At 69.5% G+C, this 11,898-nt stretch carries 12 protein-coding genes; 9 read left to right on the top strand and 3 right to left on the bottom strand.

Annotation, left to right across the window (positions count from 1 at the left end; genetic code table 11):
• Both E2651_RS34170 and E2651_RS34175 read left to right on the top strand, forming a co-directional pair.
• Nucleotides 1-447: ATP-binding protein (locus tag E2651_RS34170; RefSeq protein WP_135335143.1), on the top strand; the 447-nt coding region annotated here is incomplete at its 5' end.
• A 140-nt stretch (nt 448-587) separates the two neighbouring features.
• Entirely contained in the window at nt 588-1,115 is a 528-nt protein-coding gene (locus E2651_RS34175) for a Uma2 family endonuclease (RefSeq protein ID WP_245239401.1), read from the top strand.
• Between the two features lie 40 nt (nt 1,116-1,155).
• Here the strand turns inward: E2651_RS34175 and E2651_RS34180 are convergent, their stop codons facing one another.
• Nucleotides 1,156-1,464 carry a hypothetical protein gene (locus E2651_RS34180; RefSeq protein ID WP_245239402.1) on the bottom strand — a complete coding sequence of 103 codons (309 nt, stop codon included), beginning with the start codon at nt 1,462-1,464 and terminating at the stop codon, nt 1,156-1,158.
• A gap of 120 nt (nt 1,465-1,584) precedes the next feature.
• Here E2651_RS34180 and E2651_RS34185 point away from each other — a divergent pair, with 120 nt between their 5' ends.
• From E2651_RS34185 to E2651_RS34205, 5 genes are all read left to right on the top strand, one after another.
• Nucleotides 1,585-1,932, top strand: a complete 348-nt coding sequence (locus E2651_RS34185; RefSeq protein WP_135335144.1) for a hypothetical protein — start codon at nt 1,585-1,587, stop codon at nt 1,930-1,932.
• A 242-nt stretch (nt 1,933-2,174) separates the two neighbouring features.
• A complete protein-coding gene (locus tag E2651_RS34190; RefSeq protein WP_135335145.1) occupies nt 2,175-3,437 on the top strand; it encodes an Ig-like domain-containing protein in 1,263 nt (420 codons plus the stop codon).
• Between the two features lie 133 nt (nt 3,438-3,570).
• A complete protein-coding gene (locus E2651_RS34195; protein ID WP_135335146.1) occupies nt 3,571-5,046 on the top strand; it encodes an ABC transporter permease in 1,476 nt (491 codons plus the stop codon).
• Between the two features lie 59 nt (nt 5,047-5,105).
• Complete coding sequence (locus E2651_RS34200) at nt 5,106-5,789, top strand: ABC transporter ATP-binding protein (protein ID WP_135335147.1); 684 nt, start codon at nt 5,106-5,108, stop codon at nt 5,787-5,789.
• A 111-nt stretch (nt 5,790-5,900) separates the two neighbouring features.
• Entirely contained in the window at nt 5,901-9,239 is a 3,339-nt protein-coding gene (locus tag E2651_RS34205) for a S8 family serine peptidase (protein WP_245239403.1), read from the top strand.
• Nucleotide 9,240: 1 nt separating this feature from the next.
• Here E2651_RS34205 and E2651_RS34210 read toward each other — a convergent pair whose 3' ends face one another.
• Nucleotides 9,241-9,687, bottom strand: a complete 447-nt coding sequence (locus E2651_RS34210; protein WP_135335148.1) for a nuclear transport factor 2 family protein — start codon at nt 9,685-9,687, stop codon at nt 9,241-9,243.
• Between the two features lie 72 nt (nt 9,688-9,759).
• On the opposite strand from E2651_RS34210, the gene E2651_RS34215 reads away from it, so the two are divergent.
• Nucleotides 9,760-10,167, top strand: a complete 408-nt coding sequence (locus E2651_RS34215; RefSeq protein WP_135335149.1) for a helix-turn-helix domain-containing protein — start codon at nt 9,760-9,762, stop codon at nt 10,165-10,167.
• The gene (locus E2651_RS34220) at nt 10,164-10,934 is read left to right on the top strand and encodes an antibiotic biosynthesis monooxygenase (protein ID WP_135335150.1); all 771 of its coding nucleotides are present in this window, start codon (nt 10,164-10,166) and stop codon (nt 10,932-10,934) included. The genes E2651_RS34215 and E2651_RS34220 overlap by 4 nt, the downstream gene beginning before the upstream one ends.
• 71 nt (nt 10,935-11,005) lie before the next feature.
• Here the strand turns inward: E2651_RS34220 and E2651_RS34225 are convergent.
• Nucleotides 11,006-11,898, bottom strand: an 893-nt coding sequence (locus tag E2651_RS34225; protein WP_135335151.1) for a helix-turn-helix transcriptional regulator, incomplete at its 5' end; no start/stop codon positions are given.

Genomic DNA, 11,898 nt, shown 5'->3' on the forward strand with positions numbered 1-11,898 from the left:
CCTTGGGCCTACGCCCTCCATCTGCCGCACGACCCCCGCGCCCCGCGCATCGCCCGCACCACGGTGCGCGGCGTCCTCGGCGCGCACGGGCTCGGCGGGATCGCCGACACCGCCGAGCCGCTGACCTCCGAGCTCGTCACGAACGCGTACCGCCACAGCAAGGGGCCCGCGGCGCTGCGGCTGCGGCAGCTGGGGGGAGGGCTGCGGGTCACCGTGTGGGACACCGATCCGCACATCCCTCCTCCGTTCGACCGGAGGGGCGGGGCGGCGGCACCGAGCGTCAGCCTCACCCCGGCGGACGGGGAATGCGGGCGCGGGCTCGCTCTCGTGTGCCATTACGCGGACGCGTGGGGCGGCCACCCGCTGGGCGACGACCTCTTCGGGCAGAGCGGCAAGCTGCTCTGGTTCGAACTGGGGGAGCGGCCCGTACTGGCGGTCGCGGGGTGACGGGACAGGCCACGGCAGTGCTTCAGCGCTACCGTGGAGTCAGCGATACGCCCTGTAGCCAGTGGAGGACCGCGGTGACCACCATGATCGAGGGGCCAGCAGGGGCCATAGACGGCCCTCCGGAGGGATCCTTCGCGGACATGCTCCGGATCGTCGAGGAACTTGACACACCTGACGGCTACAAGGCCGAGCTCATCCGGGGGAAGATCGTCGTGTCGCCGTGGTCGAAGCTGCGATATCTGCGTCCGATGCGGCGACTCCGCAAGCAGGTGGAAGAGCATGCGCCGGAGGGGCACGTCGCAGAGACGTCGCCCTTTCTCTTTACGTTCCCTGCTTCCGCACGCGGTTTCGGCCCGGACCTGTTCGTCGCTGATGAAGCCGCCTTCGAGGCGGACGGCCGGCACGCCGACGGCGCCGCCCTCTCGCTGGTCGCCGAGTTGACGTCCGTCTCGACGAAGGACGTCGACTGGCTGGACAAGCTTGATACGTACGGTCGCGTGGTGCCCGTCTATCTCGTGCTCGACATGCAGGCGGAAGAGATCACCGCCTTCTGGGATCCCTCACCGAAGGGCTATCGGTCCCGCACCACGGTTCCGTTCGGGGAGGCGCTGCGCGTCCCCGAACCCTTCGGCTTCGAGCTGGACACCGAAGGGTTCGTCGCTCAGTAGGCGCTCAGTAAGTCAGGCCCGCTCAGTAAGTCAGGCCCGCTCAGAAAGCCAGGCCCCGCCGGTCACGTCGTACCGAGTACGCGATGAATCCCGCCCCCAGGCCCAGGAACGCCGTTCCGCCGATCACGTACGGAGTCGTGTCGACGCCCGCGCCCGTGTCCGCGAGGCGGTCGTCCGCCGTGGTCGTCTCCGCGTTCGTGGCCCGGTGTTGCTGCTCGCCGGGGACGGCGGCCGAGGCGTGCGCCGGGGGGGATTCGTGGCCCGTCGCGTTCGCGGAGGGGATGAAGCAGAGAGCGCCGAGAAGGGCTCCCGCGGCTGAGGCGGTCAGCAGCGATCGACGTGCGGACACGGAATCGGATCCCCCTTGTGGCGCTGGCGAATTGGCCGTGTGGGGCGATGGTAGTGAAAGGAGCGGGTCGCGGGAAAGTCGCGGGGGTGAGGGCTCGGTGCGGGTCGTACGCTCCGGAGCATGAGTACACCTGAGACATCACGTTTTGTACGGCTTCGCGTTGAACTGGTCGTCGAGGTCGACGACTCCGGTGAGCTGGCCAAGTCCGCCCTCGGCCGCATCGCGGAGGACGAGCACATGCCCGCCGAGGAGCGCCTGCACGCCGAGGCGGCCGTCAAGGAGGACGACGCGGAGGCGCTGGCCTATCTCGTCGATCCGTTCGACCTGGTCAGCCAGGTGCCGGGGATCGAGCTCTCGCAGGCCTCCTGGAGCAGCGAGCAGATCGAGTACGACCCCGATTCGCCGGATTGGGACCCGGACGAGGATGATGACGACGACGAGGGCGGCGAAGGCGGCCGGGAGCAGTAGAGGGACGGACCGAGCCGGACAGGCGAATCCGGAATCTCAGGCCCCGGGCGGCAACCGCCGCCCGGGGTTCTGTCGTCTCAGGGGTGCGCGGCTGTCACCGGCCGCTCTCGCGCGACGTGGTGTTCCCCACACAATCGGCGGTAGTGGAACGGGACGTACCGGGCAGGACGTTATGGGGGATTACGGGGACTCTCGGCGTTCTTGACGTGGTTGGGGATTCGGCAACGATGGAGAAGCGTGTGATGACGGACAGTAGGCGGCTGCGCGGTCGGCGTAAGGGGCTCGCGGCCGTGTCCGCCCTGGTCGGCGGCGTTCTGGTGCTCTCGGCCTGCAGCAGCGACGACGGCGGTGACAGCGGTGCCGACGGCACCAAGGAGTCGCAGAGCCAGGTCGACGAGGCGGCGGCCAAGAAGTCGTCCGACGCCGACATCAAGATCGCGCCCAAGGACGGGTCCGACAACGCGAGCATCAACAACGCCGCCAAGGTCACCGTGAGCGACGGTTCGCTGACCGATGTGACCATGACGACCGAGACCGGTACGGCCGTCGAGGGGCAGATAGCTCCCGACAAGAAGAGCTGGAAGCCCAGCGGCCAGCTCGAGCGCGCGACGACGTACAAGATCACCGCCACCGCCAAGGACTCCGAGGGCCGCAAGGCGCACGAGAACTCGAAGTTCACGACGGTCTCGCCGGCCAACAGCTTCATCGGGAACTTCACGCCCGAGGACGGCTCCACCGTCGGTGTGGGCATGCCGGTGTCGATCAACTTCGACAAGGCGATCAGCAACAAGAAGGACGTCCAGGGCAACATCAAGGTGTCGTCCAGCAGCGGCCAGGAAGTCGTCGGGCACTGGTTCGGGGACAACCGGATCGACTTCCGGCCCGAGGACTACTGGCAGGGCAACTCCACGGTCACCATGAAGCTGTCCCTGGACGGCGTCGAGGGCGCGGACGGCGTCACCGGCGTCCAGGAGAAGACCGTCACCTTCAAGATCGGTCGCAACCAGGTCTCCGTGGTCGACGCCAAGACCAAGCAGATGAAGGTCATGCGGGACGGCAAGGTCGTCAAGACCATCCCGATCTCCGCGGGCTCCCCGGAGAACAAGACGTACAACGGCAAGATGGTGATCTCCGAGAAGTTCAAGGAGACCCGTATGGACGGCGCGACGGTCGGCTTCAAGGACGGCGACGGCAAGGGCGAGTACGACATCAAGGACGTGCCGCATGCCATGCGTCTGTCCCAGTCGGGCACGTTCATCCACGGCAACTACTGGGGCGCGAAGTCCATCTTCGGCGGCGCCAACACCAGCCACGGGTGTGTGGGCCTGCAAGACGCCAAGGGTGCGAACGACAAGGGCACTCCGGGCGCCTGGTTCTACGAGAACTCGATGGTCGGTGACGTCGTGGACGTCCGGAACACCGGTGACAAGACCGTTCAGCCGGACAACGGCTTCAACGGGTGGGTCATGGACTGGGCGGAGTGGAAGGCCGGTTCCGCCGTCTAGGAACCCCGCCCCCCGCGTGACGTAAGCGGCCCGCACTCCTCAGCAGGGGTGCGGGCCGCTGTCGTTGGGCTTCTCATCGTTCTCTTATGCCGCCCTTATCCATTCATCACGGTGCGTACCTACTTTCACGCACATGTTCTTCACCTATCTAAGGCGTGAGCTGCGCCGCCGCAGAAAAGCGGCCCTCGTCGTGGCCTCCGGACTCGCGCTCGGCATCGCGCTGGTCATCGTCGTCAGCGCGGTCTCGTCCGGCATGAAGCAGGCCCAGGGCAAGGTCCTCGAGTCGCTCTACGGGCTCGGCACCGACATGACCGTGACCAAGGCGGCCACCCCGCCCAAGGAAGGGAGCGGGCAGAGCGGGCGGCCGCGCTTCAAGTTCGACGCCAAGGGCAAGGACGGTGAGGAGCAGAGCAGCGACCGGGTGATGGTCCAGGGCTTCCAGACGCTGGCCTCGTCGACCGTCGCGGAGGTCGGCGAGCAGGACGGTGTCGCGGACGCCGTCGGCGGGCTGAGCCTGCAGGTCATGAAGGTCGACGGGCGGTTCGAGCAGGGCGAGTTCGAGCAGGCGCCCGGCGGCTCGGGCGGCAGGGCGCAGCCGCCCGCCGGCGGCACCGATCAGCAGCAGGGCGAGGTGCGCGGTGGCGGCGCCGACTTCGACGTCGACTCCTACAGCGTCTACGGCACCGACGTCGGCAAGCCGGCCCTGGGCCCGCTGACCTCCTCCAAGATCACCAAGGGGCGTACGTTCACGGGCGCGGAGTCGGACGCCAAGGTGGCCGTCGCCGACGCCTCGTACGCCAAGGAGAAGAAGCTCTCCGTGGGCGACACGGTCACGATCTCCGGGACGAAGATCGAGGTCGTGGGCATCGCCACGCCCGACAGCGGGGACGCCGCCGCCAATCTCTACGTCCCGCTCAAGCGTGCGCAGACCCTCGCCGACGCGAAGAACAAGATCACGACGGTGTACGTCAAGGCGGCGGACTCGCAGCAGATCAGCGCGGTCAAGAGCGCCATCCAGAAGAACATCTCCGGTACGACGGTGACGACTTCGGCCGATCTCGCCGACACCGTCTCGGGCTCCCTGTCCACCGCCTCCGACCTCGCCGCCAGCGTCGGCAAGTGGCTGTCGGTCGCTGTACTCGTCGCCGCCTTCCTGGTGGCCGGACTGCTCACCTCCGCTGCCGTCAGCCGTCGCGTACGGGAGTTCGGCACCCTGAAGGCGCTCGGCTGGAAGAGCGGCCGGGTGACCCGGCAGGTCGTCGGCGAGGCGGTCGTCAATGGGTTGGTGGGTGGTGCGCTCGGCATCGCCGTCGGCCTCGCCGGCGCGTATGTGGTGACGGCGGTCAGCCCCACCCTGACGGCCGAACTCGGATCCGGCGGCGGGCAGTCGGGGGGTGGGCTCATGGCCGGTGGGCCGGGTGGTCCCGGCGGTGGCCTCGGCCAGTCGGCGTCGAAGGCCCTCGACATCTCGCTGACCGCGCCGGTCAGCACCACCACCATCGCGCTCGCCGTCGGCCTCGCCGTGGCCGGCGGGCTCATCGCGGGCGCCTTCGGCGGCTGGCGCGCCTCGCGGCTGCGGCCCGCGGACGCCCTGCGCCGCGTCGAGTAGACGGCCGAGCCTTCCCGCTCCCGGCCGCCAACCCCCTTACGTATCGCAGGAGTCACACCATGTATCAGCTCAAGGACGTCACCAAGCAGTACCGCAGGGGCAGGGAGACCGTCGACGCGCTCGCCGGGGTCGACCTGGCCATCGGCGACGGTGACCGGCTCGTCATCCAGGGCCCGACGGGCGGCGGCAAGTCCACGCTCCTGCAGATGCTCGGCGGGCTCGACCGGCCGACGTCCGGCAGCGTCGAGCTCGACGGGGTCGATCTGGCCGCGCTGCCCGAGGCGCGGCTCACCAAGGTCCGCGCCGAGTCCATCGGCTTCGTCTTCCAGTCCTTCAACCTCATCCCCACGCTCAGCGCCCAGGAGAACGTCGAGACGGCGCTCGTCCCGCTGGGGCTCGGGGCTGCCGACCGGCGTGAACGCGCCGCTGATGCCCTTGAGTCGGTGGGTCTGGGAGAGCGCCGAAGCCATCTGCCCGCCGAGCTGTCCGGCGGTCAGCAGCAGCGCGTCGCCATCGCCCGCGCCCTGGTCAAGCGGCCGAAGGTGCTGCTCGCCGACGAACCGACCGGCAACCTCGACGAGTCGATGCGCGACGAGATCATGGAGCTGCTCGAGGGGCTGTGGAAGGAGCACGGCCTGACGTTCGTGGTGGTCACGCACGACAGCGTGATCGCCCGGAAGGCGCCGCGCCTCGCGACCATCCGGGGCGGGCGGATCAAGGTCACGGAGCGGGGCCCGCAGTGACCAACTCGCCACTTCTGCCGCACTATTGAGCAGATGTTCGACCCTGGGCAATACTTCCTCGTCCAGGGGCGGGAGCCCCTTTGACCTCCAGGGGGAGACTTGCGCCGAAAAGTGAAGAGAGCCTATGGGGCCACGATCGCCACAGCGGCGGCCGTGGCCCTCGCCGCGGGCATGACCAGCCCGGCGTCGGCGGCGAAGCAAGCGGAGGACGCGCGGCCGTCGGGAACGTCGGCCGCGCAGCCAGTGGCCGGACAGACCGCGCACCGCATCACGCTGATCACCGGCGATCGCGTCGCCGTCGACGCGAAGGGCCGCGTCACCCGCTTCGAGCGGGCGAAGGGGCGGGAGCGGATACCCGTACTGACCAAGCGCGTCGGCGGGCACACGCTGGTGATCCCGGCCGACGCGTCGCGGCTGATCGCCGCCGGGAAGCTCGACCAACGCCTGTTCGACATCACCGAGTTGAGCAAGAAGGACAATCGCAGGGCCCAGAAGAAGGGCCTCAAGCTGATCGTCGGCTACAAGGGTGCGGCCGCCGGGGCCCGGTCCGATGTGCGGGCCGCCGGTGACACGACCGTCCGCCGGACCCTGAAGACCCTGAACGCCGACGCCATCACGACCCCGAAGCAGGACGCGGCCGACCTGTGGTCCGCGCTCGTCGCGGGGAAGGGCGAGGCCACCGCCACCGGTGTCAGCCGCGTCTGGCTCGACGGCGTACGCAAGGCGAGCCTCGACAAGAGCGTGCCGCAGATCGGCGCCCCGAAGGCGTGGGAGGCCGGGTTCGACGGCAAGGGCGTGAAGGTCGCCGTCCTGGACACCGGCGTCGACGCCACGCACCCGGACCTCAAGGACCAGGTGGCCGCCGAGAAGAACTTCACGCCCTCGGCGGACGCCAAGGACCGTTACGGCCACGGCACGCACGTCGCGTCCATCGCGGCGGGCACGGGCGCGAAGTCCGGCGGCAAGTTCAAGGGCGTGGCGCCCGGCGCCAAGCTCCTGAACGGCAAGGTCCTCGACGACGGCGGCTCCGGTGACGACTCCGGGATCATCGCGGGCATGGAGTGGGCGGCCGACCAGGGCGCCGACGTCGTGAACCTGAGCCTCGGCGGCGGAGACACCCCCGGCGTCGACCCGCTCGAGGCCGAGGTGAACAAGCTCTCCGCCGAGAAGGGCATCCTCTTCGCGATCGCCGCGGGCAACGACGGGATGCCCGGCAGTGTCGGCTCGCCGGGCAGCGCGGACGCGGCCCTCACCGTCGGCGCGGTCGACGACAACGACAAGCTCGCCGAGTTCTCCAGCCAGGGCCCGCGCGTCGGCGACGGCGCCATCAAGCCCGACGTCACGGCGCCCGGCGTGGACATCACCGCGGCCGCCGCTCCCGGCAGCGTCATCGACAAGGAGGTCGGCCAGAAGCCCGAGGGCTATCTGACGATCTCCGGTACGTCGATGGCGACCCCGCACGTCGCGGGCGCCGCCGCCCTGCTGAAGCAGCAGCACCCGGACTGGACGTACGCGGAGCTGAAGGGCGTACTGACCGCGTCCACGAAGGGCGGCAAGTACACGCCGTTCCAGCAGGGTTCGGGACGTATCGCCGTGGACAAGGCGATCAAGCAGTCGGTCGTCGCCGAGCCGGTCTCCGTCAGCTTCGGCACCCAGGCGTGGCCGCACACCGACGACACGCCGGTCACCAAGAAGGTGACGTACAAGAACCTCGGCAAGGAGGACGTCACCCTCGACCTGGCGGTGACGGCCACCAACCCGAAGGGCGACCCGGCCCCGTCCGGCTTCTTCAAGCTCGGCGCGAAGACCGTGAAGGTCCCCGCGGGCGGCACGGCGGCGGTCGACCTGACCGCGGACTCCAAGCTGGGCGGCACGGTCGACGGCGCGTACTCCGCGTACGTCGTGGCCACCGGCGGCGGGCAGTCCGTGCGCACGGCGGCCGCCGTCGAGCGCGAGGTCGAGTCGTACGAGCTGACCCTGAAGCACATCGGGCGCGACGGGCAGGCGCCGAAGTACTACGACAGTGACCTGGAGGGTGTCTCCGGGCTCGCCACCGGCAAGTCCTTCGACCCGTTCGACGCGTCCGGCACGGTCAAGCTCCGTGTCCCCAAGGGCGGTTACCTGCTCAACACGAGCATGTTCGCGGACCCGGCCGACTTCACCAAGGGCGCCGACTGGATCGCCCAGCCGAAGCTGAGCGTCACCAAGGACACCACGGTGACGCTGGACGCGCGGACGGCCAAGCCCGTGGACATCACGGTCCCGTCGGCGGACGCCAAGTCCTCCTTCGCATCGCCCGACTACGCGATCGACACGGACCGCGGCACCTACTCCTTCGGCTGGTTGCTCGACGCGTACACCGACTTCCGGACCTCGCACCTGGGTCCGCAGGTCACCGACGGCTCGCTGCACCAGCAGTGGGACGGGCACTGGGTCAAGGGTGACAACGCCGAGTACGACATCGTGCTCGGGGGAAAGGTCAAGCAGGTCGCCACCGGATACACCAAGCACTTCAAGGCATCTGAACTGGCCACGGTGAAAGCGAACTTGGGCGCATCGGCCAAGGGCAAGAAGGGCGCGCTCGGCGCCCTGGGCTACCTCCCCGGCAGCTCGGGCGGCTCCTCGATCGGCATTCCGACGCCGCTGCCCGGCACCCGGACGCTGTACCTGTCGACGGTCGACGACGTGAAGTGGGGCATGAACTTCGAGCAGCAGGCCGGGCTCGACCCGGACGGCTGGCCGATCCTCGACGCGGTCTACTCGCTGGGCGCGGCGCAGAAGTTCACCGGCGGCAAGAGCTACGAGAAGACGTTCAACACGGCCGTCTTCGGCCCGCGCATCGGCGGCGAGTTCGGCGTCACCCGCGAGGGCAACGAGATCGGTGGCTATCTGCCGCTGTTCGCCGACGGCAAGACGCATGCGGGCTCCTCGCTCTACTCGTCGGTGAAGACCACCCTCTACAAGGGCGACACCAAGATCGGCGAGAACGAGGACCCGCTGGTCGGCGGAGCCACGTTCAAGGTCCCGGCGGCCGAGTCCGAGTACAAGCTGTCGACGTCGGTGAAGCGGAGCGTGAAGGTGGCGGCCGCCTCCACGCGCATCGACGCGAGCTGGACGTTCCGCTCCAAGAAGGCCGACCGCGCCAAGCTGCCGGTCTCCACGGCGCGGTTCGCCCCGGCGGTCGACTTGAGCAGCAAGGCGGCCGCCGGACAGACCCAGTCCGTGCCGGTGACGGTGCAGGGCGCGGCTGCGGGCGCCCATCTCAAGTCCCTTGCGGCGTACGTGTCGTACGACTACGGCCAGACCTGGAAGAAGGTCACTGTCAGCGGCGGGAAGATTTCCGTGAAGAACCCGGCCGCGGGCAAGGGGATCTCCTTCCACGCCAAGATCACGGACAAGAAGGGGAACAAGTCGACGCTGTCGATCTACAACGCGTTCTACGGCAAGTGAGTTAGCGCTCCGCGGGTTCGCAGTGCGTATCTGCGGGTGCGTCGTGGCTGGTCGCGCAGTTCCCCGCGCCCCTTCGGGGCGCGGGTGGCGCGGCGCCGAAAGGGCTGTCGATCACGTATCGCCAGTGTCCGTCGGTGCCGCGCCTTGCCACGTCCGTGGCCGTGGAATTCACGACGCCCTCGATCTCCCAGTCGACGACGAGCAGCGCGATGTCACCGGAGACGTGGACATGGCGTGGCTGCACCGAGATCGGCAGGCCGATCGCGAGGAACGGGCCGTTCTCCTTCGCGATGTCCACGAGACCGTGCACCGCGTCCCCCGACTCCGGAACGAAGGCGGCACCCTCCTCGTACAGCTCGTGCACCGCCTGGGGATCACCGCTGTTGAACCGGGCGGCGAACGCCGCCGGCACATCCTCGGGGCGGGTGGGAAGCGCCATCGCCGACATGTGTAACCCTCCTGGAGTGAACCGGTGTGGACCGGTGTGGACCGGTGCCGGGCAACAGTAGGAGGCGTCCTCGTGACTCACCGAACGGTAAGCCAGCGGGTGGCCCAGGGGCTTCCCGACGACCCCAGGGCGCGGGTCGCGGCGCCCACGCCCGCCTGCCCCGTCGAAATCGCCCTCGCCGCCCTGCGCGGCCGCTGGACCACACTGATCGTCCGCGAACTGCTGCGCGCCGACTCCTACGCGTACAGCGAACTGGCCTCCATACTCCACGAGTTGTCGGACAAGGTACTGACCGAGCGGCTCTCCCAGCTGGTCTCCGCGGGCGTTGTCCTGCGTACCCGCACACCCGGCTGGCCCCCCACGGTCAGTTACGAACTCACCCCCCACGGCAGAGAACTTGGCCCGGTCCTGCAAGCCCTGTGGGACTGGGGAGCACGCGTGCCGGCACCATCCATCGCAGAGGAAGCCGACGTCACATGACCGCCCACACCGTCGAGTACATCCGCTACCGCATCCCGCCCGAGCGTTCCGACCAGTTCCTCGCCGCGTACACCCGCGCCGCGGTCCCGCTGGCCGCGGCCCCGCAGTGCGTCGACTACGAACTCGCCCGCTGCGAGGAGGACTCCGAGCACTACATCCTCCGCATCACCTGGACGTCGACCAAGGACCACCTCGAGGGCTTCCGGGGCTCGGAGCACTTCCGTGACTTCTTCGCGGAGATCCGCCCGTACGTCGAGGACATCGAGGAGATGCGCCACTACACGCCCACCGCCGTGCGCGGCACGGGCGCCGCGACGCCGGCCCTGTACGCGTGGGCGGGGGGAGGGGAGAACTTCGAGCGGCTTACGGAGATCTTCTACGGGAAGGTCCTCAAGGACGAGCTGCTCGCGCCGCTCTTCGAAGGGCTGCCCGCCGAGCACGCCCGGCACGTGGCCCAGTGGCTCGGCGAGGTCTTCGGCGGCCCTGCCGCCTACTCGCAGGAGCACGGCGGCCACGCCCACATGGTCGGCAAGCACCTCGGCAAGGGCATCACCGAGCCGCAGCGCCGCCGCTGGGTCAACCTGATGCAGGACGCGGCGGACGACGCGGGTCTTCCGACGGACGCCGAGTTCCGGTCCGCCTTCCTCGCCTACGTCGAGTGGGGCACCCGCCTCGCGCTCTACTTCTCGGGCCCGGACGCGACCAGGCCCACCGACCAGCCCGTGCCGCAGTGGAACTGGGGAGCCGCGCCGCCGTACCAGCCGTGACGCGCGGGGGCGGCGGGGGCTACATCCGGGTGCTGCCTCCGGGGGCTACCTCCGGGGGCTACCTCCGAGTGCTAATTCCGGGTGGCGCCCGCCGCCCCGGCCCGCGTCGCGTCCGCGCCCCAGCTGGCCAGCAGCCGCAGCGCCTCGGCCGACGCGGAGTCGGGCTGCGCGTGGTAGGTGACCAGTGACTGATCGTGGTCGTCGGGCAGCCGCAGCGTCTCGAAGGACAGCGTCATCTCGCCCACCAGCGGATGCCGGAACCGCTTGGTGCCGTGGCCCTTCTCGCGTACGTCATGTGTGGCCCACAGGCTCCTGAACTCCTCGCTCTTCACGGAGAGTTCGCCGACCAGGGCGGAGAGCAGCGGGTCGTTCGGGTAGCAGCCCGCGTCCATCCGCAGGAAGCTCACGATGTCCGACGCCTTCTGCTCCCAGTCCAGGAACAGCTCGCGCGACGCGGGGTCCAGGAAGACGATCCGCGCCCAGTTCCGCTCCTCGGGTGCCAGCGCCCCCCAGTCGCCGAAGAGCGCGGCGGCCAGCCGGTTCCAGCCGAGAATGTCCGAGCGGCGGCCGACCGCGTACGCGGGCACGGCGTCCATGGCGTCCATCAGCTGACGCAGCGCGGGGCGCAGCTGCTGGGGGCGGCCGGCCCGCTTCTTCTTGTGCTGCTTGGGCTTGGCCAGATGCGTCAGATGGGCGTGCTCGGCGTCCGTGAGGCGCAGGGCGCGGGCGATCGCGTCCAGGACCTCGCCCGAGACATTGCGGCCGTTGCCCTGCTCAAGACGGGTGTAGTACGCCACGGAGACCCCCGCGAGCTGCGCGAGCTCCTCGCGGCGCAGACCCGGCACCCGCCGGTGCCGCCCGAAGTTCGGCAGGCCGACGTCCTCGGGCTGCAGCCGGGCCCTGCGGGTGCGCAGGAACTCGCTGAGCTCGGCGCGGCCGTCGAGGGGCTCGGGGGGTGTCTCTT

The organism is Streptomyces sp. MZ04 (assembly GCF_004684775.1).
Taxonomy (GTDB): domain Bacteria; phylum Actinomycetota; class Actinomycetes; order Streptomycetales; family Streptomycetaceae; genus Streptomyces.

Bases quoted from the DNA above. Each gene is read 5' to 3' on its own strand.
- E2651_RS34175 (WP_245239401.1), top strand. From the start codon at position 588: ATGCTCCGGATCGTCGAGGAACTTGACACACCTGACGGCTACAAGGCC.
- E2651_RS34185 (WP_135335144.1), top strand. From the start codon at position 1,585: ATGAGTACACCTGAGACATCACGTTTTGTACGGCTTCGCGTTGAACTG.
- E2651_RS34190 (WP_135335145.1), top strand. From the start codon at position 2,175: ATGACGGACAGTAGGCGGCTGCGCGGTCGGCGTAAGGGGCTCGCGGCC.
- E2651_RS34195 (WP_135335146.1), top strand. From the start codon at position 3,571: ATGTTCTTCACCTATCTAAGGCGTGAGCTGCGCCGCCGCAGAAAAGCG.
- E2651_RS34200 (WP_135335147.1), top strand. From the start codon at position 5,106: ATGTATCAGCTCAAGGACGTCACCAAGCAGTACCGCAGGGGCAGGGAG.
- E2651_RS34210 (WP_135335148.1), bottom strand. From the start codon at position 9,687: ATGTCGGCGATGGCGCTTCCCACCCGCCCCGAGGATGTGCCGGCGGCG.
- E2651_RS34220 (WP_135335150.1), top strand. From the start codon at position 10,164: ATGACCGCCCACACCGTCGAGTACATCCGCTACCGCATCCCGCCCGAG.